The sequence below is a fragment of the Kribbella swartbergensis genome (assembly GCF_054784135.1).
The window spans coordinates 480,231-503,323 of sequence record NZ_BAAGPM010000027.1 but is presented as its reverse complement, the minus strand read 5'-3'; the positions used below and the strand labels follow the sequence as shown (position 1 = coordinate 503,323).

The window sequence follows — 23,093 nt, the reverse complement described above, 5'->3', positions numbered from 1 at the left end:
CCTTTCAGGATTGGACGGCTTTGTTCAGTTGTGGGGATGGCACGACCGCCGCTGCAGTTCGGCGGGGCTTGGAGAGCAGGCCGTGCCGGGGCGCGAACACCCAGCAGGCCACGAACACCGCGGTCGCGGTGAGCACGATCAGCCCGCCGGCGGCGAGGTTGAACGCGTACGACAGGTAGAGCCCGGTGAGCCCGGAGAACGCGCCGACCAACGGCGCGACCAGCATCATCACGCCGATCCGGTCGGTCAGCAGCCGGGCACACGCGGCCGGGGTGATCAGCAGCGCCAGCACCAGGATGTTGCCGACGGCCTGGATCGAGATGACGATCGCGACCGTCACCATCGCGTAGAGCGCGAGGTCCAGCCAGAAGATCGGCAGCCCGACCGCCCGGGCGGTCTCCCGGTCCAGGCCGACGGTGACGAACTCCTTGTGCAGCGCCCCGGTGATCAGCAGCAGTACGGCGCCCGCGACGGCCACCGTGATCACGTCGGCGGTGCTGATGCCGAGGACCGAACCGAACAGGAACGACTCGAGCGAGCCGCCGTACCCGGGCGCCGTACTCATCACCACGATGCCCAGCCCGAACGCCGCGGCGAAGAAGACGCCGATGACGGTGTCCTCCTTGAGCCGGCGGTTCTGCGAAACCACCGCGATGGACAGGGCGGTGACCAGACCGGCGACGATGCCGCCGAGCACCAGGCTGGTCTTCAGCACGAACGCGATCGCGATTCCGGGGAAGACCGCGTGCGCCACCGCGTCACCGATGAACGCCATCCCGCGCAGTGCGACATGACTCCCGATCACGCCGCAGACGACGCCGGACATCAGGACGACGAGGAACGCGCGCTGCATGAACACGTGGTCCCAGGGTTCGGTGAGGAACTCGATCATCGGGCCACTCCCAGGCTGTGCAGCAACTGTTCGGACCTCGCGACGCCGAAGGCCCGCAGCCAGACGGCCGGGTCCCGCAGTTCGTCCGGGGAGCCGTCGGCGACGACCGTCCCGTTGAGCAGGCAGAGCCGATGACACGTGTCGGCCGCGGCCGGGAGGTCGTGGGTGGTCATCAGGATCGCGGTCCCTTCGGAGGTCAGGCTCCTGAACAGCCGCGTGAGGATCTCCTGGGTCGGTACGTCGAGCCCGGTGAACGGCTCGTCCAGCAACAGCAGCCGTGGCTGCAGTGCCAGCGCTCGCGCGACCAGGACTCGTTGCCGTTGGCCACCGGACAGTTCACCGATCGGCCGGGTGGCGAGGCCGGTGAGATCAACCCGTTCGAGCGCCTCCTGTACGGCGGTGCGGTCGGCCGCACCCGGTCGCCGGAGCGAGCCGATCCGGTGGGTCCGGCCGGTCATCACCGCGGTCCGCACCTGGACCGGGTAGTCCCAGACGAACTCGTGCCGCTGCGGGACGTACCCGATCGTGCCGCGGGCCTCGGCCGGCGTACGACCGTCGATGGTGATGCTCCCGGAGCGGATGGGCAGCAGGCCGAGCAGGGACCGCAGCAGCGTGGTCTTGCCGGCACCGTTCGGGCCGATCAGACCGACTTGCTCGGACTGCGCGACGGTGAGGTCGACGTCGTGGAGAACTGGCCGCCCCGCGAGTTCGACGGCGAGGCCGGCGACGTGCAAGGTCATGTGCGGACCTTCCTGATCAGTAGCACGGCCGCGGCGATCAGGACGAGGGCTCCACCGCCCAGCCAGATCCACTGGCTTCCACCACCTGCTTCAGGTGCTGGTGTCGTCGCGGCGAACGCCGTACGGACATCGCCGTCGCCCGCGTAGATGCGGAGCGTGCGGCGGTCGGTGACCTGTTGCCCGTCGGTCAGCCGGGCGGTCATCGCGATGTCCAGCGAATAGGCGCCTTCGGCATCGAACGTCCAGTTGCCGTGGACATGGGTGTTGGTCTCGATCCCGGTCTCCTGCGGGAACGGTTTGCGGCTGTCGAACACCGGAGCCGGCTTGCCGAAGTCCGAGTTCAGGAACAGCGTGAACGCTCCGGGCCCGCGGACTCCATCGAGCCGCCACGTCACCTCACGATCCACTCGGGTGGCGACCTCGCGGTCCTGGGTGTTCCAGCCCGGCCAGATCACCCCGTCCTGCTGGACCTGGGGGATCACCCACAGCTTCTGCCCGGGCGTACCGAGAAACGCGTAGGCAGGATCGTTCGGCACCGCCACCTGAGCCTTGTTCGTCGCCTGCAACACGACGTCCTCGAGCTCGCGCCACACGGCCGGTTCCGTCGTGTCGTCGCGCACCTGGACCGTCCACGTACCGTCGACGAAGCGCGGGCCGAGATCCACGTGACCGTTGCTGATGACAACTTCCTGGTCGGTCGGCGCCGGTGTCAGCGGGGCGACGAGCAGCAGGACGACAGCGAGGAGTTTCATCGGGTCTCTCCCAGGCAGCGACGCAGTTCGTCGGCGTTGTGGCGCATCATGGCGACGTAGGTACGGGCCTTCTCGTCGAACGAGTCGCCGTACAGCGAGCACACCCGGACGCCCTGGTCGCGGGCGACCTGGATGAGGACGGACGCGCGCCGGGCCAGGTTCGGTTCGATGAACACGGCCGGGACCTTCAGGTTGCGGATCGTGTCGGACAGCTTGCGGACCTGCTCGACGCTCGGTTCCTGGGCCGGGTTCGGTACGACGAACCCGGCGACCGTCATCCCGTACGCCGAGGCCAGATAGCCGAACGCGTCGTGGGTGGTGATCAGCTGGCGACGACTCGCCGGGATGGTCGCGAGCGTCGTACGGACGTAGTCGTCGAGCTCGTTCAGCCGGCGCAGGTACGCCGCGGTGTTCGCCTCGTACACCTGTCGGCCGTCGGGGTCGGCGGTGATCAGGGTGTCGCGCATCAGCTGGACGTAGGCCTTGGCGTTGGCGACGTCCTCCCACAGATGCGGGTCGATCTCGCCGTGCACGTGCTTGCCGAGGACGGCCTGCGGGAGCTGATGGACCTGCGTTCCGGCCTTGCCGAGGAAGGCGAACCGCGGGTCGTCGGGAACCGGGACGAGGGCCTTGTTCGGTACGTCGATGACGACGCGGCCGGCCGGTACCTGCGACTGAGGGGCTCCGACCTTCTGCGCGTCGGAGTACGCGTAGACCTGGCCTGTGTCGAGGTCGACGGTGAGGTCGGTGTGCCCGTCTCCGAGGACTGTCGCCGTACCGCCGTCCGCCGGTTTCACCGTGTGCGGGTCGACTCCGACGGCGAACGTGAAGGTGCCTGATCCGAGCGGGGCGCCGTTGTCGAGGCTGCCGGTGAGGGTGAGGCGGTAGACGCCGGGTTCGGTGAAGGCCCAGTTGAGATGCGTGTGGGCGGCCGGCGGCAGCGTCGTACTGTCCGCCTGGTCGAGCCCGTCGGTGGAGTCGAAGTACCGGTCCGGTTGGCCGAGGGATTCGGTCAGGTAAGCGACGAGTTGCCCTGGACCTTCCAACTTGGTGGCGGCGAGCTTCACCGATGAGGTGCGGGTCGCGCCTCGCGCCTTGCCGGTGCCGCGGACGCGCAGGCCGAGCCAGAGCACGTCCAGGCCGATGTTCTCCACCAACGGGATCACGTTGGCGCCGTACGACTCGGCGGCTTCGGCCAGTGAGACGTTCGGGGCGTCCTCGGCGGCGTTGGCGTCGATCGTCTTGATCAGCGACTGCGGCTCCAGCAGCAGGTGGTTCGTGAACGTCACGTCCGCCTTGGCGACCCGTTTGGCATCCGCCGGCGTCGGCTCGTAGGAATGCGGATCACCACCGGGCGGGACCAGGGAGGACGCGGTCACCCGATCCCCGCCGACCTGAGTCACCAGGTCGGCGAGGATCTCGGTCGTGGTGACGACGTCGAGCTTGCGGTCCCCACCGGAGGCCGACACCCCGGAGCAGCCCGCCAGGACCAGAACGGCGGCCGTCCCGGCCGCGATCAGCGCCTTCACCGCACACCTCGCCGGGCACCGACGAGCAGTACGACGCCGAGGACCAGGAAGACCAGCGCCGCACCGATCCACCCCACGCCGACAGACCCGCCGGTCATCGCCAGCTTGCAGTCGGTCGGCGCCGCGCTGTCGCCGCTCGCCGCCGCGCCCTGCGCTTCCGTTCCCTGCGCCGCCCTCTGAGGGGTCAACCCCTGAGCTCGTGGGTCAGCCCCTCGTATACCGGTAGGCGAACCCACCATTTCAGGGGTTGACCCCTGAAATGGTGCTGCAACGGGCGGCGGGGCGGCCGGAGCGATGGCGGACTGGAGGTCAGCGCCAACCCCGCTGATCGAGCGGGCGCCGCCGGTCGGCCCGACCACGAACGTGACCGTGGCGGTGTCCTGCGACTGCTTGCCGTTGGCGAGTGTCGTGCTGTGGGTGAAGGTGACCTTGTAGGTCCCGGGTTTGGTGAACGTCCAGTTGCCGTGCGCGTGGGTGCCGACCGGGACGCGGTGGCTGTCGGGCAGGCCGTCGGCGGAGTTGAAGACGACCTTCGGCTGCCCGAACGAGTCGAACTCGAACAGGGCCAGTGAGCCAGGACCGGTGACCTTGTCGAGGCGCCAGTCGATGCCGCCGCCGTACACCTGGGCCGTGGTCAGCTCCTCGGTGTTCCAGCCGAGCCAGACGACACCGGCCTTCTGCGTCTGCGGGATCTGCCAGATCGGCGTGCCGGCCGCGCCGAGGAACGAGAACGCTCCGCCGGGCGCCTTGGCCGCGGCCGCCGAGGTCAGCCGGATGGTGACCGACGCCGGGTCACGCCAGACGGGGGCGCCGGCCTTGGTGCCGTCCTTCAGCCGAGAGGTCAGCGATCCACCCTCGAGGCGTACGGCGTAATCCGCGTGACCGCTCGTCAACGTCGTACCGGTGGGGGACGCGGTCGTCGTACGCGTCGAAGTGGATGTCGAGGTCGAGGTGGATGCCGGCGCCGGTGTGGTGACGCACGGCTTCAGGGTCGGCGATGACGTCGGCCTGCTGGTCGAGACCGAGGTCGGGCGAGGAGCTTGTGTGGTGGGCACGGGCGACGTCGGCGCGCTGGTCGAAGGCGGTGTCGTCGTCGTGGTGGTTGTGGTCGTGGTCGGGCTCGGCGAAGGGCTGCCGGGGCAGAGAGAGCCGAGGTCCGAACCGACGACCACCGAGAGGGTCGCGGTGTCGCTCAAGAGCTGCCCGGACTTGGTGGTGGCCGAGTAGGTGAAGGTCAGCTTGTAGAGCCCGAGCTTGGTGAACGCCCAGTTGCCGTGGGCGTGCGTCGGCCCGGCGAGAGTGATCGACTGCGGCAACGTCTTGCCACTGTCGAAGGAGATCAGTGGCGCACCGAACTGGTCGAACTGGTAGACCGCGAACTTCCCCGGCCCGGCCACCTTGTCCAGCGACCACCGCACCGGTCCCGCCAGTGCGCTGTAGTCGACCGACTCGGTGTTCCAGCCCGCCCAGAGCAGATCGGCCACCTGGGTCTGCGGGATCTGCCAGACGGTCGCTCCGGCGGGCCCGAGGAACCGGTACGACGCCGACGCGGGCACCACCTCGTCCGCGGACGGCTTCACCTGGAACGCGACCGTCTCCGGATCGCGCCAGACCGGCGTACCCCGCGTCCCGTCCTTCACCTGGAACCGCAGTTGCCCGCCCACCGTCCGGGCCGCCACGTCCACGTGCCCGGCGGACAGTACGGCGCTGACACACGCGGGCGGACTCGTCGGGCTGCTGGTAGGGGTGGTGCTCGGGGTGGTCGTCGGAGACGGGGACGTCGTCGGAGGCGGGGTCGTCGGAGGTGGGGTGGTCGGAGGTGGGGTGGTTGTCGGGGGAGTGGCCGAAGGAGTCGGCGTCGTCGGGGGCTCGTACGGCCCGACGACGAAGGTGTAGTCGACCGGTCCCGACGACACCGCCGTACCGCCGGCCGTGATCGCCGAAGCCTGGAAGGTGAGCTTGTAGGTGCCCAACGCGCCGAACGACCAGTTCGCGTGCACGTGCCGCCCGATCGGCTGGCGCACCGTCCGGTACGCCGGGTCGACCGAACTGAACAACCGCGGCACGGCGCCGGTGAACTCGTCGTAGTTGAAGAACACCTCGACCGCACCAGGGCCCTCGGCGCCCAGCAGCGTCAGTTCGACGACGTCGTCCTGCAACGCCCCGGCCGGAATCGTCTCGGTGTCCCAACCCGGCCAGATCAGCTCCGGGTCCTGGGACTCGGGCGCGATCCAGACGCTGTCGCCCGGCGTACCCAGGAACGCGAAGGCCGGCGCATCGGGCAGTTCCACCCGGGCCGATCCGCGGTCCTCCAGGTTGAAGATCAGGCCGGCGGGGTCCGCCTCCCGGTACTCACCGAGGCCGATCCGGCTGGCGAGCTTCAGTGACGTCCCGTCGTACGTCGTGTGCAGAACGTCGGCGTGGACGGCGCGCAGGACCTCGGGTGCCGGGGCGGCGGTGGCGGACCAGGGGATCAGCAGGCTCAGGCAGGCGAGCAGGAAACACGTCAACGCGGCGGGCAGGGTCGATCTGGAGTGAGTGGCGGTCACGACCGCGCACTCTATCTGAATCGACAATCATTTTCAGTAAGTAATTCCGGTCCAGCCCCGAACGACGGCGAAAAGTCACCGTGGACAGCACCGGGAACGCAGCCGAGGAACGGATTTCCTGTCCGGGCGGGGTGGTGGGTAGACTGTTTTGGTTGCCTCGGCGAGGGACGCCCCCCGAGAACTGTTGGGCGCGGCTCCGTGATCGACGCGGTGGTTCGTTGCCTGACGCCTTCTCCGGGTCACCAGGCGCCCGCTGAGGCCGCAGCCGAGTTCCACCTAGACAACTGATCACCGCAACGCACTTGAGGAGTTCATCTCGTGGCCGAGGTCAAGATCCAAGCCGAATCGCGCACGGAGTTCGGCAAGGGTGCTGCCCGCCGAATCCGCCGGGACAACAAGGTTCCCGCAGTCCTGTACGGCCACGGCAGTGACCCGGTGCACATCACGCTGCCCGGTCACGACACCATGCTGGCCCTGAAGAACGCGAACGCCCTGTTGCTGATCGAGGTCGCCGGTAGCGAGAGCCACCTGGCGCTGCCGAAGCAGGTCCAGCGTGACCCGATCAAGGGCTTCATCGAGCACGTCGACCTGGTCATCGTGAAGCGCGGCGAGAAGGTCCAGGTCGAGATTCCGGTCCACCTCGAGGGCGAGGCCGTCAGCGACACCCTGGTCGTCACCGAGCACACCACCGTGCTGGTCGAGGCCGAGGCCACCCACATCCCGGAGAGCATCACGGTCTCCATCGAGGGCCTCGAGGTCGGCGCCCAGATCCACGCCTCCGACCTGACCCTGCCGAGCGGCACCTCGCTGGCCATCGAGCCGGACACCCTGATCGTGAACGTCACCGCCGCCCAGACCGCCGAGCAGGTCGAGGCCGAGCTGGCCGACGCCGAGGCCGAGGCCGGCATCGAGCGGGACGAGCCGGAGACTCCCGCCGAGGAGCCGGTGGCCGCTGCCGCCGAGTAGTCCGCGTCGCACTCAGGCGCAGCGCACAGACACAGCAGGAGGGCCGGGATCCGTGGCGGACGACGTGTGGTTGGTCGTCGGACTGGGGAACCCCGGCCCTTCGTATGCCCGCACCCGGCACAACGTCGGCCACCTGGTCGCCGACGAACTGGCCGCCCGGACCGGCGGCAAGTGGAAGCAGCACAAGCAGATCCGGGCCGAGGTGATCGAGACCCGGATCAGCGGTCTGCGGACCGTGCTGGCCAAGCCGCGGTCGTACATGAACGAGTCCGGCGGGCCGGTGTCCGGGCTGCTGAAGTTTTTCAAGGCCGAGCCGGCCGGCCTGGTCGTCGTCCACGACGAGCTGGACATCGACTTCGGCGTCCTGCGGTGCAAGTTCGGCGGCGGCGACAACGGCCACAACGGGCTCAAGTCGATCCGGAAGTCACTTGGCACCGGTGAGTACTATCGAGTGCGGTTCGGTGTGGGTCGTCCACCGGGCCGGCAGAGCCCCGCCGACTTCGTCCTGAACGAGTTCTCCTCGACCGAGCGCAAGGACCTGCCGTTCGCCGTGGATCGTACGGCGGACGCGGTGGAGTCGCTGCTCACCGACGGACTCGAAGCAACCCAAGGACGGTACAACTCGTGAGGTTGGACATCTCGTGAAACTGGGCGGTCTGGTCGACACCCTGGTCACCGATCCGGTGGTGGCGGAGGCGGTGCGCGACGCCAGAGCGGAAGGCGTCACCACCCTCGACCTGAGCACCCCCGGCCCGGTCCGCCCGGTCCTGCTCGCCGCGCTCGCGTCGGAGCAGAACGGCGCCGGCCGCCCGGTGCTCGCGGTGACCGCGACCTTCCGTGAGGCCGAGGAGCTCACCGAGGCCCTGCAGTGTCTGGTCGATCCCTCGACCGTCGCGTACTACCCGGCCTGGGAGACCCTTCCGCACGAGCGGCTCTCGCCCCGGTCCGACACGGTCGGCCGGCGTCTCGCCGTACTGCGGCGCCTGGTCCATCCGGATCCTTCCGACGAGACCACCGGGCCGATCAGGATCCTGGTCGCGCCGGTTCGGTCCGTGCTGCAGCCGCAGGTCGCCGGTCTGGCCGACCTCAAGCCCGTGCAGTTGCACGTCGGCGACACGGTCGAGCTCGAGGACGTCGTCGAGCAGCTGGCCGGCGCGGCGTACCACCGGGTCGACCTGGTAGAGCGACGCGGCGAGTTCGCGGTCCGCGGCGGCATCATCGACGTGTTCCCGCCGACCGAGGAGCACCCGCTGCGGGTGGATTTCTTCGGCGACGACGTGGAGGAGATCCGGTACTTCGCGGTCGCCGACCAGCGCTCGCTGGAGATCGCCGAGCACGGCCTGTGGGCGCCTCCGTGCCGGGAGCTCCTGCTGACCGACGAGGTGCGGTCGCGGGCCGCCGTACTGGCGAAGGAGCACCCGGAGCTCTCCGAGCTGTTCGAGAAACTGGCCGAGGGGCATGCCGTCGAGGGCATGGAGTCGCTCGCGCCGGTGCTCGTCGACGAGATGGAGCTGCTGGTCGATCTGATGCCGGCCGGCACCCATGTGGTGGTCAGCGATCCGGAGCGGGTGCGGGCCCGGGCGCACGACCTGGTCGCGACCAGCCAGGAATTCTTGGAGGCGTCGTGGGCGGCCGCCGCCGGCGGTGGCGAGGCGCCGATCGACCTGGGTGCGGCGGCGTACGTGTCGCTCGCCGACGTCCGGTCGCACGCGCTGAGCAAGGGCCTGGCCTGGTGGAGCATGTCGCCGTTCACCGCGGCGCCCACCGACACTCCCGAACTGCGCGACTCGATGGGCGAGCGGATCTCGTTCGACATCGACCCGGACGCCGGCGCCGTCCGCAGCCTGGCGATCGCCGCGCACGAGGTGGGCCCGTACCGCGGTGAGACCGCGGCCGCCGTCGAGGACATCCGCGCCTGGCTGCGGAACGGCTGGCGCGTCGTCTGCGTGACCGAGGGCCACGGTCCCGCGCAGCGCCTGGCCGAGGTGTTCTCCGAGGCCGAGCTGCCGGCCCGGGCGGTCGACGGTATCGAGCAGATCCCCGAGCCCGGCGTCGTGCTGATCTCGCAGGGCCAGCTCGACCACGGTTTCATTGCCGACGGCATCAAGTTCGCGGTGCTCACCGAGAACGACCTGGCCGGTCAGCGGTCGATGGCCGAACGGCGTTCGGCGCAACGGATGCCGAGCCGGCGGAAGAAGACGATCGACCCGCTCGAGCTGCAGCCCGGCGACTTCGTCGTGCACGAGCAGCACGGCGTCGGCCGGTACGTCGAGATGATGCAGCGGACCGTCGGCACCGGCGCGCAGCGGGCCACCCGCGAGTACGTCGTGATCGAGTTCGCGCCGAGCAAGCGAGGCCAGCCCGGCGACCGGCTGTACGTGCCGACCGACCAGCTCGACCAGGTCACCCGGTACGTCGGCGGCGAACAGCCGACGCTGGACAAGATGGGCGGCAGCGACTGGGCCAAGCGCAAGGGTCGCGCCCGCAAGGCCGTCCGCCAGATCGCCGGCGAGCTGATCAAGCTGTACGCCGCCCGGCAGGCGACCAAGGGTCACGCCTTCGCGAAGGACACCCCGTGGCAGCGCGAGCTCGAGGACGCCTTCCCGTTCGTCGAGACGCCGGACCAGCTGGCCACCATCGACGACGTGAAGCGCGACATGGAGCGCGTCACGCCGATGGACCGGATCGTCTGCGGTGACGTCGGGTACGGCAAGACCGAGATCGCCGTCCGGGCCGCCTTCAAGGCCGTGCAGGACGGCAAGCAGGTCGCCGTACTCGTGCCGACGACGCTGCTCGTGCAGCAGCACTACGCGACCTTCGCCGAGCGGTACGCCGCCTTCCCGGTGAACGTGGCGCCGCTGTCGCGGTTCCAGACCGACAAGGAGGCCAAGGCCGCCCTGGACGGGCTGGCCGACGGGTCCGTCGACGTCGTGATCGGCACCCACCGGCTGCTGTCCGGCGAGGTGCAGTTCAAGGACCTCGGTCTGGTGATCGTCGACGAGGAGCAGCGGTTCGGCGTCGAGCACAAGGAGCAGCTGAAGCGGCTGCGGACGGCGGTCGACGTCCTGACGATGTCCGCGACGCCGATCCCGCGGACGCTGGAGATGTCGATCACCGGCATCCGCGAGATGTCCACCATCGCCACCCCGCCGGAGGAGAGGCACCCGGTGCTGACCTTCGTCGGCGCGTACGACGAGGGCCAGGTGACCGCCGCGATCCGGCGCGAACTGCTCCGCGAGGGTCAGGTCTTCGTCGTCCACAACCGGGTCAACACGATCGAGAAGGCCGCCGCCCGGATCCGGCAACTGGTGCCCGAGGCGCGCGTGTCGGTCGCGCACGGCCAGATGCCGGAACACCAGCTGGAGCAGGTGATCCAGGGCTTCTGGGAGAAACAGTCCGACGTCATCGTGTGTACGACGATCGTGGAGTCCGGGATCGACATCTCGAACGCGAACACGATGATCGTCGAGCGCGCCGACCTGCTCGGCCTGTCCCAGCTGCACCAGCTGCGCGGCCGGGTCGGCCGTGGCCGGGAGCGGGCCTACGCGTACTTCTTCTTCCCGCCGGAGAAGCCGCTGACCGAGACCGCGCACGACCGGCTGGCCACGATCGCGCAGCACGCCGACCTCGGCGGCGGTATGGCGGTCGCGATGAAGGACCTGGAGATCCGTGGCGCGGGCAACCTGCTCGGCGGCGAGCAGTCCGGGCACATCGCCGACGTCGGCTTCGACCTGTACGTCCGGCTGGTCGGCGAGGCGGTCGCGGAGTACCGCGGCGACACCCAGGCCGAGGAGCCGGAGGTGAAGATCGAGCTGCCGATCGACGCCCACCTGCCGCACGACTACATCCCGTCGCAGCGGCTGCGGCTGGAGATGTACCAGCGGCTGGCCGCGGTCCGCGACGAGGCCGGCGTCGCCGAGCTGGTCGAGGAACTGCACGACCGGTACGGCGACATCCCGCAGCCGGTGCTGAACCTGGTCGAGGTGGCGAGGTTCCGCAACCACGCCCGCCGAGCCGGGCTGCACGACGTGACGCTGCAGGGCAACCTGATCCGGTTCGGGCCGGTCGACCTGCCGGATTCGAAGGTGCTCCGGCTGAACAGGCTGTACCCGAAGAGTCTGGTGAAGCCGCAACTGCGTACGATCCTGGTGCCGAGACCTGCCACCCGGCCGGTCGCCGGTCAGCCGCTCCGCGACCAGGAGCTGCTGCAGTGGTGCACCCGGCTGATCGACGACGTGATCGCCGAGCCGGTCGGGGCCTCGGTGTAGTTTCGAGTTGACGATGCGAGGAGATTCGGTGAGCACAGCGCTGAACAAGGGGCGACGGCTTCGGGCCATCGGTGCGGCAGTGGCGTCGGTGCTGCTGCTCGGCGGCTGCGCGGCGGGGACGCACCCGGGCGCGGCGGCCGTGGTCGGCACGACCGAGATCAGCGTCGGCGACGTCGACAACACCTCCCGCGCGGTGTCCGCCGCGCTCGGGCAGGACTTCAACACCACGCTGACGCTGAGCGAGTTGGTGAACAACGCGGTGGTGGCCGAGGTCAGCAAGCAGCGGTCAGTCGCGGTCAGCGACGCCGAGGTCTCCGAGGCGGCCAAGCTGGTCGTGAACGACCCGACGGCGTACGCGAAGTTCCAGGCGGACCCGGTCGCGCGGGACTTCCTGAACGACGTGGCCGCGGCCGCGGTCGCGACCATCAAGCTCGGCGGCGGCACCGGCGTCAAGGACCCGCAGGTGCAGCAGGCGCAGCAGGCCGGCATCCAGACCGTCAGGCAAGCCTCGAAGGACGTCAAGGTCGAGATCTCGCCGCGGTTCGGGCAGTGGACCGACGGCCGGATCGACAGCAAGATCTCCGGCTCGCTCTCGGAGGAGTCGGCCCAGGCCAAGGCCAAGCGCGAGGCCGCCGAAGAGGCCGCCCGGCAGAACCAGCCCCAACCCCAGGGCTGACCTCGCCGATCCCGTGAGCTCCGACAACACCCTCCCCGACCCGGCCGATCGCCCGGCGGACCGCCCGGCCGGTGCTGCAGGCGGTCCTGCGGTCGGTCCTGGGGCCGGTGCGATCACAGTCGTCCTGACCAGCCCGCGCGTAGCCCCCGGCCTACTCACCCGAGCCGCTTGGCAGGCCTTCGCAGACGCCGACCACATCGGCGCCGCCGGAGCCGGGCCGTTGCGGGCGGACGTGCAGGCGCTGGTCGGCTCCGGCTTGCCCGTCACTCAGGTCGAGGGTGGCGTCGCCGAGCACTGGGCGTGGCTTTCCGCCGCGGCCGGCGAGGGTCAGCGGGTGGCCTGGTTGGTCGGGGAGGACGGCGAACCCGGATTGCTGCGGGTGTTGGCCGACCAGGTGAGCCGGGAGCCACGTCCGCCGTACCAGGTGGAGATCCTGCACGGGTCGTACGACGTGCCTGGTGCGCGGCTGATCGACCTGGTGCGGGTGATGGACCGGCTCCGCCGGAACTGCCCGTGGGACCAGGAGCAGACCCACGAGAGCCTGGCGAAGTACCTGCTCGAGGAGACCTACGAGACCCTCGAGGCCATCGACACCGGCGACCGCGCCCATCTCCGCGAGGAACTCGGCGACCTGCTCCTCCAGGTCGCCTTCCACTCCCGGATCGCCGAGGAACACCCCGACGAGGGCTACTCGATCGACGACGTGGCCGGCGACATCGTCGAGAAACTCGTCCGCCGCCACCCGCACGTCTTCGGCACCGTCGACGCGGCCGACGCCGCCGCCGTCGAAGCCAACTGGGAGACCATCAAGGCCGCCGAGAAACAACGCTCGTCCGTTCTGGAGGGCATCCCCACCGCCCTCCCGGCCCTGGCGCTCGCCGACAAGGTCCTCGGCCGGGCCGCCAAGGTCCTCCCCGACGTCAAGCCGGCCGACCCGGCCGACGACGCCGACCGCATTGGCCACCAACTCCTCGACCTGGTCCGCGAAGCCCGCGCCCTGGGCCTCGACGCCGAACAAACCCTCCGCACCACGATCCAGAAACTCTCCGCAGAAATCCGCACCACCGAAACGACCAACTGACCCTCAGAGGCGGCCACCCGCTCCCCGTCGCCGACCGGAAAACGGCGTGCCCCGGGGGTGTTGGGGCTGGCAGGGTGGGGTGGGTGGATGTGGCTGCGGTGTTGCGAGAGCGGTGGGGGATTGGTGCTGGGCGGGTGGTGGAGCTGCCTGGGGGAATGGGGTCTACCACCTGGCTGGCTGAGGGGGACGGGTGGCGTGTCGTGGTCAAGGCGGTTGACGCGGCGGACGAGGCGTTCGGGCCTGGGTTGGAGTTGGCGGCGCGGCTTGGTGATGCGGGGTTTGTGACCGGGCGGCCGGTGCCGAGCCGAGCGAGGCGGCTGGTCGAGCCGTACGACGGCCGGTTGGTCGGGGTACTCGAGTTCGTGGACGGGGTGCCGTTGACCGGCGCGGACGCGGCCGCGGTCGGCGAGATGCTCGGACGCGTACACGAGGCGTCGCGGACCGCCGAGGGTGACGTGAAGGAATGGCTTCGCTTCATGGACGTCTTCGACCCGTGGCTGGACGTCGAGGACTGGATTCGGCCGGCGGTCGAGGGCGCGCTGGAAGGCGTACGGCGGCTCAGCCCGTCGAGTTGGGCCTGGTTGCACGGAGAGCCGGCACCTGAGGCGTTCATGCGGCAGGCCGACGGCACGACCGCGTTGATCGACTGGGGTGCGGCGATGCACGGCCCGGTGCTGTACGACGTGGCCTCCGCCGTCATGTACGTCAACGGTCCCGACGAGGTGGTTCCGGCGTACCTGGCGCAGCGGCCGGAGTTGCGGGGTGAGGTCGAGACAGGGCTGGAGGCCATCCTTCAGTTGCGGTACGCGGTCCAGGCCGGCTACTTCGCCTGGCGGTGCTCGAACGACGTACGCACCGGAATCGCCGACCCGGCCGAGAACCGGAAGGGCCTCGACCACGCCCGCCGCGCCTTCGGCTGCTAGCTCCCGGCCGGGACAGTCACGTCGGCCGCCGTTCGGCCGTAGAAGTCTTGCTGGGCGTGGATCCTGGCAATCTCACGGTCTATCGGGCGCCTAACGGAGTGTTACTGACGCGCGAGGTACCCCCGGATGCGATTGTGGAGGCCGACGCGGTCCACCCTGTCCGCTGGTCTGGCAGCTAGGCTCGGGACTGATTCGTCATCGAGAACTTGGGAGTCAATGTGGCCACCATCGAGGCCGTCGGCGCCCGCGAGATCCTCGACTCGCGCGGCAACCCCACTGTCGAGGTCGAGGTTCTGCTCGACGACGACACCGTAGCCCGGGCGGCCGTGCCGTCGGGCGCGTCCACCGGTCAGTTCGAGGCCGTCGAACTGCGTGACGGCGACAAGGCCCGGTACGGCGGCAAGGGCGTCCAGAAGGCGGTCACCGCCATCCTGGAGGACATCGACAAGGAGATCGTCGGGTACGACGTCCACGAGCAGCGGCTGATCGACCAGGCCCTGCTGGACCTCGACGGCACCCCGAACAAGGCCAAGCTGGGCGCGAACGCCATCCTCGGCGTCAGCCTCGCCGTCGCCAAGGCCGCCGCGGACTCCGCCGGCCTCCCGTTGTTCCGGTACGTCGGCGGCCCGAACGCGCATGTGCTCCCGGTGCCGATGATGAACATCCTGAACGGCGGTGCGCACGCGGACAGCAACGTCGACGTCCAGGAGTTCATGATCGCCCCGATCGGCGCGGCCACCTACGCAGAGGCCGTGATGCAGGGCGCCGGCGTCTACCACGCGCTGAAGGCGGTGCTGAAGGAGCGCGGCCTGTCCACCGGTCTCGGCGACGAGGGCGGTTTCGCGCCGAACCTGGCCAGCAACCGCGAGGCGCTGGACCTGATCGCGGTCGCGGTCGAGAAGGCCGGGCTGCAGCTCGGCAAGGACATCGCGCTGGCGATGGACGTGGCCGCGAGCGAGTTCCACACCGACGGCGTGTACGCGTTCGAGGGCGGCAAGAAGTCGTCCGACGAGATGATCGACTACTACGCCGACCTGGTCGCGTCGTACCCGATCGTCTCGATCGAGGACCCGCTGAACGAGGAGGACTGGGACGGCTGGAGGAACATCACCAGCCGGCTCGGTGACAAGATCCAGCTGGTCGGCGACGACCTGTTCGTCACCAACGTGGAGCGGCTGCAGCGCGGGATCACCGACAAGGCGGCGAACAGCCTGCTGGTCAAGGTGAACCAGATCGGCTCGCTGACCGAGACTCTGGACGCGGTCGACCTGGCCCACCGCAGCGGCTTCACCTGCATGATGAGCCACCGCTCCGGCGAGACCGAGGACACCACGATCGCCGACCTGGCGGTCGCGACGAACTGCGGCCAGATCAAGTCCGGCGCCCCGGCCCGGTCCGACCGGACCGCGAAGTACAACCAGCTGCTCCGGATCGAGGAGGAGCTCGACGACGCGGCGACGTACGCCGGTCGCTCGGCGTTCCCGCGGTTCAAGGGCTGACCGCATGCCGTCCCGTCGGGAATCCGGTGCACGTCCCGGCTCGCGTCCGTCGAGCCGGACCCAGTCGCGTCCACCGGCCCGGCGGGGCGACCAGCCGAAACGCCGTACGACGGGAGCCCCGGCCGAGCCTGTCCGGACCCGGGGCTCCCGCAACCTGACCGGCCGGGCGGCCGTCGTACTGCTCGTGCTCGGTGCGCTGATCGTGTCGTACGCGCAGAGCCTGCGGGTGTGGTTCGACCAGCACCAGCAGATCACCGCGCTGCAGCAGGAGATCCGGGACCGGGAGAAGCGGGTCGCCGAGCTGAACGACGAGATCGCCCGCTGGGACGACGACGCGTACGTGAAGGCGCAGGCGCGGCAGCGGCTCGGCTGGGTGATGCCGGGCGAGGTCGGGTACCGCGTGATCGGCGCGGACGGCAAGCCGGTGGGTGCGCCGCCGGAGCCGTCGGTGCCGACCGATGCGTCGGCCGAGGAACAGAAGCCGACCTGGTACACGAAGCTGTGGGGGAGTGTCGAGGGTGCGGGCAAGCCGCCCGCCCCTGCCTCCCCGACCCCGGTCAAGCCGACCCCGAAGCCCATCCTCACCCCGACCCCGAAGGCGACCCGGTGACCGTCGGTCCTGAAGACGTCGAAGCGGTCAGCAAGCAGCTCGGCCGGGCCGCGCGCGGAATCCGGTCCATCGCCCACCGGTGCAGTTGCGGACTGCCCGACGTGGTGGAGACCGAGCCGCGGCTCCCGGACGGTACGCCGTTCCCGACCACGTACTACGTCACCTGCCCGCGACTCGCGTCCGCGATCGGCACGCTCGAGGCCGAGGGCATGATGAAGCAGATGACCGACCGGCTCGGTGCTGATCCGGAACTGGCAGAGGCGTACCGGGCCGCGCACGAGTCCTACCTGGCCCACCGCGAGTCCATCGAACACGTCGAGGAGATCGCCGGGATCAGTGCCGGCGGCATGCCCACCCGGGTCAAATGCCTCCACGTCCTCGTCGGCCACTCCCTCGCCACCGGCCCAGGCACCAACCCCCTGGGCGACGAGGCGTTGGCCGCCCTCGACGACTGGGGCAACCGAGGACCCTGTGTCTGACTCCGTACCCAGCGTCTCCCGACGTCCCGCGCATGCAGGGGATGGGGCGATGCGGGTTGCGGCGGTGGATTGTGGGACGAACTCTCTGCGGTTGCTGATTGCCGACCTGGTGGAGGGTGGGCTGGTCGAGGTGGATCGGCGGATGACCATCGTGCGGCTGGGCCAGGGGGTGGATGCGACCGGGGCGTTCGCGCCTGAGGCTTTGGAGCGGGTTTTCGCGGCCTCGGACGAGTTCGCGGCGGCGATCCGGGCAGCGGGGGCTTCGCGGACGCGGTTCGTCGCGACGTCGGCGGCGCGGGACGTGAGCAATCGGGACGAGTTCTTCGCCGGGATCTCCGCACGCTTCGGCGTCCAGCCGGACATCATCTCGGGCGCCGAGGAGGCCGAGCTGACGTTCCGGGGCGCGACGAACGGGCTGGCCGCGCTGGACGTCCCCGGCCCCTACCTCGTCGCCGACATCGGCGGCGGCTCCACCGAACTCGTGCTGGGCGATGCCTCAGGCGTGATCGCCGCCGACTCACTCGACATCGGCTCGGTGCGCCTGACCGAGCGACACGTGAGAGCCGACCCGACGACGCCGGACGAACTCGCGGCGATGAGCAAGGACGTGGACGCACTGCTCGACACCACGTCGGTGCCGGTCGGCCGGGCTCGGGCGCTGGTCGGCGTCGCCGGGACGGTCACGACAGTCGCCGCGGTCGCCCTACGACTGCCGCAGTACGACCGGACCGCCATTCACCACGCTCGCATCTCCGGGACAGAGCTGCGCGACGCCACCGCCTGGCTGACGAACTCCAGTCGTGCCGAGCGTTCCGCCGTACCGTCGATCCATCCCGGCCGGGTGGACGTGATCGGAGCGGGGGCGCTGATCCTGCAGCGGTTGTACGACCGGATGGCGGTCGACGAGGTGCTGGTGTCCGAGCACGACATCCTGGACGGCGTCGCGCTCTCCCTGCGCTAGCACGTCACAGGAGCTTGTCGACCGCCGCGAGAATCCGGTCCCACGGCAACGGCCGCTCATCCTGGGACCGCGGCTCCTGCGGCTCCCACTCCACCAGAACGACACCCGCCGAGCGCAGCGTTTCCAAATGCCCGGCCCACGCGGGATGCCTCGCGTGGGCCGCGTTCACCCTGGGGAAGAGCACCATCGGCGTACTGCCCAGACCTTCCGAGAGAACGGCCAACGCCTGGTTGTCGCCGATCCCTACAGCCAGCTTGGCCACCGTGTTCGCGCTGGCCGGGGCCGCGATGAACAGGTCGATCGGTGGATGCGGTCGCGCCTCACCCGGCCGCCGCGGCTGCGACCGCACCGGCAGGCCGGTGAGTCGCTCCAACGCCCACCGCTCGGCCGGCGCAAGCCATTCGGCTGCAGTCGGAGTGAGTGTCACGGCCGGCTGGTGGCCGCGCTCGATCAGTGGCTGGTCCAGGTGCTCGCGGAGCTGCTCGACCCCGCCGGTCGCCGACGCGACGACTCCTATCACGCTCATGTCCTTAGTTTGGATGGATGAAGCTGTCGTCCGCTGCGCACCGCCGGTTGCGGGAACCGAAACTACGCTGAGGGCATGAAGCTGCCGCATCCGCTGACGGGGGAGCTGTTCGAGAGTCCGGTGCCGCCTGGGTCCGGTTGGCCGGAGGATCCCGCGGTACGGCGTACTCCGGTGGCCCGGGACGCTTCCGACGTACTGCGGCTGGCGCAGACCGGGGAGCTGGCGGAGCTGGAGGCTCGAGTGTCGGTGTGCCGGGCCTGCCCGCGGTTGGTGGAGTGGCGCGAGGAGGTTGCCTCGGGCAAGCGGAAGGCGTTCGCGGACCAGCCGTACTGGGGCCGGCCGATCGCCGGCTGGGGTGCGGCCGAACCGCGGATCTTGATCGCCGGCCTGGCTCCGGCGGCTCACGGCGGCAACCGGACCGGCCGCGTCTTCACAGGCGACCGCTCGGGTGACTGGCTGTTCGCCGCCCTGCACCGCGTCGGCCTCGCCAACCAGCCCACCAGCGAACACGCCGGCGACGGCCTGCACCTGATCGCGACCCGCATGATCGCCGCCGTCCGCTGCGCCCCGCCCGCCAACAAACCGACGCCCGAGGAGCGCGACACCTGCGCCCCTTGGTTCCGTCGGGAACTGGAGGTCGTCCTGCCCACCACCCGGGCGATCATCTGCCTGGGCAAGTTCGGCTACGACTCCCTGCTCAACGCGCTGCACGCCGCGGGGGCCGACGTACCACGACCTCGCCCGAAGTTCGGCCACGCCGTCGAGCACCGCATCCCGACCCCGCACGGCGAAGTCACGGTCCTGGGCTGCTTCCACCCGTCGCAGCAGAACACCTTCACCGGAAAACTGACCGCCCCCATGCTCGACGCCGTCCTCTCCCGTGCCAAGACGATCGCCGGACTCGGATAGGCGTCAGCCGCGGGTGAGTTGCGTGTGGATCGCGCTGTCCAGGTCGCCCCAGCAGTTGACGATCTTGCCGCCGGAGAGCTCGTACACGGCGAACTCCTGGACGGTGATCGCCCGGCCGGTCGGCGGAATGCCGAGGAAGGGGCCGCGGTGTGTGCCTGTGTCGACCAGGTGCGCTGACAGCCAGTCGCCGTCGACCAGGAGGTGCTGCAGCTCCCAGTGCAGGTCCGGGAACGCCTCCACGATCGACCGAAGCCCCGCGCCGTACTGTTCGACACCAGCCGGCTTCCCGTTGATCTGCACGTCGACATCGACGAACTCGTCGAGTTCCTCGAACCGATGCTCGTTGCACCGCGCCAAGTACCGCCGGTAAAACTCGACCCGCTCCGATCTCATCGCCCCATTCTGCCGTCTCCCCCGACCCTCCGGCCCTGAATAACAGGAGGCGCCCTTGCGCCGACGGCGTCCGGTCCAGTGGCGCGCGAAGTGATGTGCGACACGGGACGTCACAGTCGCGGGGGCTGCGGTGTCGTATGAATGACCGCGGATTGCGGCCCGGCGTGGAGGACGACCAAGGAGGGTGGAGCCATGCACCGCCCATGGAGCAACCTGCGAGCGAGGGTATTCCCTGACCACTGGTCGCTGCTGTTCGGCCAGATCGCCTTCTACAGCTTCGTCATGATCCTGCTCAGCGGCGTGGTCCTGACGGTGCACTACGAACCGTCGGTCGATCACGTCGTGTACGACGGACCGTACGCGCCGCTGCAGGGCGTAGAGATGTCACGGGCGCTGGATTCGACGTTGGCGATCAGCTTCGAGGTCCGCGGTGGGCTGCTGGTGCGCCAGATCCATCACTGGGCCACGCTGATCATGCTGGCGGCGATCACGCTGCACTTGTTGCGGCTGTTCTTCACCGCCGGGTTCCGTCGGCCTCGGCGCCTGAACTGGCTCGTCGTCTTCGGGCTGCTCATCGTCATGCTGGCCGCATCCCTCACCGGCACCTCACTCCCGGACGACATGGCGTCCGGCATGAGCCTCGCCGTACTCGACGGTGTCCTGCAGGCGACTCCGTTCATCGGCTCCGACCTTTCGGCCCTGCTGTTCGGAGGGGACTTCCCGGGCGACGTGATCTCGTGGTTCTACCCGTTGCACATCGTCGTCCTGCCCGCCGTACTGGCCGTCCTCTTCGTTGTCGGCGCGGTCCTCGCGCTCAGGCACAAGCCAGCGCAGCTCGCCGGACCCGGGCGAACAGAGAACAACGTGGTGGGACGTCCGGCGACGGTGGCCGCGGTCAAGAGTGTCGGCCTGTTCTGCTTCGTCGCCGGGGTTGCGATCTTCATGGCCGCGACGGCAACCATCAACCCGGTCTGGCTGTACGGCCCCGCGGATCCGGCGAATGCCTCGGCCGGTGTCGGCCCGGCGTGGTACCTCGCCTTCCTCGACGGCTCGCTCCGGCTGGCGCCGGGCTGGGAATTCGTCTTGTGGGGCAGGACTTTCACCGTCGCCGTACTGCTGCCGGTCGCGATCTGCACACTGTTCCTCGCGCTCGTCGCCGCCTACCCGTTCATCGAGGAGCGGCTGACCGGCGACCGCAACGATCACCACGTCCTCGAGCGTCCGCGCAACAACCCGACCCGAACCGGCCTCGGCGTCGCCGGCATCACCTTCTACGGCGTCCTCTGGGCCGCAGCCGGCGCCGACACCATGGCCGTCCTGTTCCACCTCTCGGTCAACACACTCCTGCACATCTTCCAGATCCTTCTGATCCTTGGCCCGCCTGCCGCCCTCGTCATCACCCGCCGCATCTGCCTCGGCCTCCAGGAACGGGACATCCAGATCGCAGTACACGGCGTCGAAACCGGCCAGGTAATCCGCCTCCCCGACGGCGGCTATGTCGAGAACCACCGCCCGGTCGACGCATACCGCCGCTGGAAACTCGCAGGCGATCGCAAACACGCCCAGCTACCCAGATGAAACTCCCCGCCACCGCGAGCGTCTACTCGGTGTCGTCGGCCGGCAGGCGTTCCGGCAGTCCGAGCCGCGGGAACTGGTCGTCGTGGAACGTGACGATCTCGGTGATCACCCCGTCGGCGATGCGCAGAACGTCGATCGTGAGCGGCAGGTAGGCGCCCGCGCTCTCCCGCCACTGGTAGAAGGCGACGGCGGGCTGCCGGTTCGCTGAGGTGGGAACGGCGCGCAGGTGCTGCATCCCCTCGAAGCCGCTCTCGACCCAGTCGTTCAGTACTGCGTCGCGCCCGACGTACAGGCCCGGCGTGGGCGGCATCGAGCAGCGGACGTCGTCCCGCAGGAGCACGGCGAGCCTGTCGATGTCCGTGGCCACGCTGGCGTCGGTATAGCGGCGTACCAGCTCGCGCGTCCGGGTGTCCTCCTCGCCGCCGGTCCACTCCTGCCGCTCGGCGGGCAGGTGCTCGCGCAGGCCCGCGCGGGCACGTTGCAGCGCGCTGTTGACGGAGTTGACGGAGTCCCCGAGGAGCTCCGCGACGTCCTTCGCCGGCCAGCCGAGCACATCCCGCAGGATGAGCACGGCCCGCGGGCGCGGCGCGAGGTGCTGGACTGCGACCAGGTACGCCAGCTCGATCGTCTCCCGCGCGAGCGCGACGGTCTCCGGCTCGTCCGCGTTGTCCGCGGGCAGCTCGTCGAGCAGCCGGTCGGGATAGGGCTGCAGCCACAGCACCTCGCCGCCGGTGGCGGGCTCCGGACGGCGCTCGGCGAGCAGGTCCAGGCAGGCGTTGGTGGCGATCCGGTACAGCCAGGCCCGGAACGTCGACCGCCCCTCGAAGGTCTCCCGCCGCCGCCAGGCCCGCAGGAACGTCTCCTGCACGGTGTCCTCGGCGTCCTGGAACGACCCGAGCATGCGGTAGCAATGCACATGCAGCTCTCGGCGGTGCCGCTCCGCCAGTCCCGAGAACGCCGGTTCGTCGACCTGGGCCAGACCGCTCCCGCCCAGCTCCTTCAACCGCGAGTCCGCACTCATAACGTCATCCTTCCGTCTCGTCGTGTCTCGTTGTAGGTATGACGGCTACAGGCGCGAAAACTCATCACGCGGCAATCAACACCGTCGAGGCGCCGCAGCAGCGACGAATGGAGGGTTGGGAAGCGATGTTCCTGCTTCAGATGTCGGGAGTTCCGGGTTCTGGGAAGTCCACCGTCGCCGCCCACGTCGTCGACACGTACGGCGCGGTCGCCATCGACTACGACGTCATCAAGAGCGCCGTACTCGATGCGGGTTTCGATCTCCCTAGTAGCGCCAAGGCGGCGTACGAGGTCATGTACGCGCAGGCGCGTCACGTCCTCGCCCAGGGCCATCCGGCGGTCATGGACAGCCCGTGTTTCTGGCCGAGGATCTTGGCCGAGGGCATCGACATCGCCAGGGAGCACGACGTGCCCTACAGGTACGTCGAGTGCCAGGTCCGCGACCTGAAGCTGCTCGACGAGAGACTCAGACAGCGGCCCCGCCTCAGAACGCATCGCCGCGGCGTGAACTATCTGCCCGTGGACCTCGGTGACGAGCCGGTGGACGGCGAGGCCTTCTTCCGCGATGGAATGGACCGCGTCCATCGTCCCTCGAACAACTACCTCCAGCTGGACATGCACCGACCCCTGTCCGAAGTCCTACCCGAGGTCGACACCTACCTGAAGCCATAGGCTGAAATGTCGAGCGTTGCGGCGACTCGTGCTGTCTTCGACCGGCAGCCTGTTGACACGTGCGGGCCAA

The 23,093-nt window shown here is 69.5% G+C and carries 21 protein-coding genes; 13 read left to right on the top strand and 8 right to left on the bottom strand.

All coding sequences use genetic code 11. From position 1 onward, the window contains the following. Positions 1 to 4: 4 nt before the first annotated feature. The 5 genes from ACYVOK_RS28595 to ACYVOK_RS28575 are packed head-to-tail and all read right to left on the bottom strand — an operon-like array spanning position 5 to position 6,462. Positions 5 to 892 (bottom strand): anchored repeat-type ABC transporter permease subunit, encoded by an 888-nt coding sequence (locus ACYVOK_RS28595; protein WP_460665652.1) that lies wholly within the window; start codon positions 890 to 892, stop codon positions 5 to 7. Continuing rightward, positions 889 to 1,632: an anchored repeat-type ABC transporter ATP-binding subunit gene (locus ACYVOK_RS28590; RefSeq protein WP_460665651.1), complete on the bottom strand. Its 744-nt coding sequence runs from the start codon at positions 1,630 to 1,632 to the stop codon at positions 889 to 891. Before ACYVOK_RS28590 ends, ACYVOK_RS28595 begins: the two co-directional genes overlap by 4 nt. Next, positions 1,629 to 2,384 (bottom strand): choice-of-anchor M domain-containing protein, encoded by a 756-nt coding sequence (locus ACYVOK_RS28585; RefSeq protein ID WP_460665650.1) that lies wholly within the window; start codon positions 2,382 to 2,384, stop codon positions 1,629 to 1,631. Before ACYVOK_RS28585 ends, ACYVOK_RS28590 begins: the two co-directional genes overlap by 4 nt. Continuing rightward, positions 2,381 to 3,913, bottom strand: coding sequence for an anchored repeat ABC transporter, substrate-binding protein (locus tag ACYVOK_RS28580; RefSeq protein WP_460665649.1), 1,533 nt, complete (start codon positions 3,911 to 3,913; stop codon positions 2,381 to 2,383). The genes ACYVOK_RS28585 and ACYVOK_RS28580 overlap by 4 nt, the downstream gene beginning before the upstream one ends. After that, entirely contained in the window at positions 3,910 to 6,462 is a 2,553-nt protein-coding gene (locus tag ACYVOK_RS28575) for a TIGR03773 family transporter-associated surface protein (protein ID WP_460665648.1), read from the bottom strand. The genes ACYVOK_RS28580 and ACYVOK_RS28575 overlap by 4 nt, the downstream gene beginning before the upstream one ends. Positions 6,463 to 6,780: 318 nt before the next feature. Between ACYVOK_RS28575 and ACYVOK_RS28570 the strand changes: the two genes are divergently transcribed. The 10 genes from ACYVOK_RS28570 (at position 6,781) to ACYVOK_RS28525 (ending at position 17,925) form a co-directional block, all read left to right on the top strand. Next, on the top strand, positions 6,781 to 7,428 hold the full coding sequence (locus ACYVOK_RS28570) for a 50S ribosomal protein L25/general stress protein Ctc (protein WP_460665647.1): 648 nt from the start codon (positions 6,781 to 6,783) through the stop codon (positions 7,426 to 7,428). 52 nt (positions 7,429 to 7,480) lie between these two features. Beyond that, positions 7,481 to 8,056 carry an aminoacyl-tRNA hydrolase gene (gene pth / locus ACYVOK_RS28565; protein ID WP_460665646.1) on the top strand — a complete coding sequence of 192 codons (576 nt, stop codon included), beginning with the start codon at positions 7,481 to 7,483 and terminating at the stop codon, positions 8,054 to 8,056. A 13-nt stretch (positions 8,057 to 8,069) separates the two neighbouring features. Then, entirely contained in the window at positions 8,070 to 11,696 is a 3,627-nt protein-coding gene (gene mfd, locus ACYVOK_RS28560) for a transcription-repair coupling factor (RefSeq protein ID WP_460665645.1), read from the top strand. Positions 11,697 to 11,724: 28 nt separating this feature from the next. Further along, complete coding sequence (locus ACYVOK_RS28555) at positions 11,725 to 12,372, top strand: hypothetical protein (RefSeq protein ID WP_460665644.1); 648 nt, start codon at positions 11,725 to 11,727, stop codon at positions 12,370 to 12,372. A gap of 13 nt (positions 12,373 to 12,385) precedes the next feature. Further along, on the top strand, positions 12,386 to 13,453 hold the full coding sequence (locus ACYVOK_RS28550) for a MazG family protein (protein ID WP_460665643.1): 1,068 nt from the start codon (positions 12,386 to 12,388) through the stop codon (positions 13,451 to 13,453). A gap of 74 nt (positions 13,454 to 13,527) precedes the next feature. After that, complete coding sequence (locus tag ACYVOK_RS28545) at positions 13,528 to 14,376, top strand: phosphotransferase enzyme family protein (protein WP_460665642.1); 849 nt, start codon at positions 13,528 to 13,530, stop codon at positions 14,374 to 14,376. A gap of 218 nt (positions 14,377 to 14,594) precedes the next feature. Further along, positions 14,595 to 15,875 carry a phosphopyruvate hydratase gene (gene eno, locus ACYVOK_RS28540; RefSeq protein ID WP_460665641.1) on the top strand — a complete coding sequence of 427 codons (1,281 nt, stop codon included), beginning with the start codon at positions 14,595 to 14,597 and terminating at the stop codon, positions 15,873 to 15,875. 4 nt (positions 15,876 to 15,879) lie between these two features. Further along, complete coding sequence (locus tag ACYVOK_RS28535) at positions 15,880 to 16,485, top strand: FtsB family cell division protein (protein ID WP_460665640.1); 606 nt, start codon at positions 15,880 to 15,882, stop codon at positions 16,483 to 16,485. Beyond that, positions 16,482 to 16,964, top strand: coding sequence for a DUF501 domain-containing protein (locus ACYVOK_RS28530; protein ID WP_460665639.1), 483 nt, complete (start codon positions 16,482 to 16,484; stop codon positions 16,962 to 16,964). Before ACYVOK_RS28535 ends, ACYVOK_RS28530 begins: the two co-directional genes overlap by 4 nt. 91 nt (positions 16,965 to 17,055) lie before the next feature. Beyond that, entirely contained in the window at positions 17,056 to 17,925 is an 870-nt protein-coding gene (locus ACYVOK_RS28525) for a Ppx/GppA phosphatase family protein (RefSeq protein WP_460665638.1), read from the top strand. A gap of 4 nt (positions 17,926 to 17,929) precedes the next feature. Here the strand turns inward: ACYVOK_RS28525 and ACYVOK_RS28520 are convergent, their stop codons facing one another. Next, a complete protein-coding gene (locus ACYVOK_RS28520; RefSeq protein WP_460665637.1) occupies positions 17,930 to 18,451 on the bottom strand; it encodes a flavoprotein in 522 nt (173 codons plus the stop codon). A 75-nt stretch (positions 18,452 to 18,526) separates the two neighbouring features. On the opposite strand from ACYVOK_RS28520, the gene ACYVOK_RS28515 reads away from it, so the two are divergent. After that, positions 18,527 to 19,360 (top strand): uracil-DNA glycosylase, encoded by an 834-nt coding sequence (locus ACYVOK_RS28515; RefSeq protein WP_460665636.1) that lies wholly within the window; start codon positions 18,527 to 18,529, stop codon positions 19,358 to 19,360. 3 nt (positions 19,361 to 19,363) lie between these two features. Here the strand turns inward: ACYVOK_RS28515 and ACYVOK_RS28510 are convergent, their stop codons facing one another. Then, the gene (locus tag ACYVOK_RS28510; protein ID WP_460665635.1) at positions 19,364 to 19,753 is read right to left on the bottom strand and encodes an ester cyclase; all 390 of its coding nucleotides are present in this window, start codon (positions 19,751 to 19,753) and stop codon (positions 19,364 to 19,366) included. A gap of 192 nt (positions 19,754 to 19,945) precedes the next feature. Between ACYVOK_RS28510 and qcrB the strand changes: the two genes are divergently transcribed. After that, positions 19,946 to 21,331 (top strand): cytochrome bc1 complex cytochrome b subunit, encoded by a 1,386-nt coding sequence (gene qcrB / locus ACYVOK_RS28505; RefSeq protein ID WP_460665634.1) that lies wholly within the window; start codon positions 19,946 to 19,948, stop codon positions 21,329 to 21,331. Between the two features lie 22 nt (positions 21,332 to 21,353). Here qcrB and ACYVOK_RS28500 read toward each other — a convergent pair whose 3' ends face one another. Next, on the bottom strand, positions 21,354 to 22,352 hold the full coding sequence (locus tag ACYVOK_RS28500; protein WP_460665633.1) for an RNA polymerase subunit sigma-70: 999 nt from the start codon (positions 22,350 to 22,352) through the stop codon (positions 21,354 to 21,356). Positions 22,353 to 22,390: 38 nt separating this feature from the next. Between ACYVOK_RS28500 and ACYVOK_RS28495 the strand changes: the two genes are divergently transcribed. Beyond that, positions 22,391 to 23,023: an AAA family ATPase gene (locus ACYVOK_RS28495; RefSeq protein WP_460665632.1), complete on the top strand. Its 633-nt coding sequence runs from the start codon at positions 22,391 to 22,393 to the stop codon at positions 23,021 to 23,023. Positions 23,024 to 23,093: the final 70 nt, after the last annotated feature.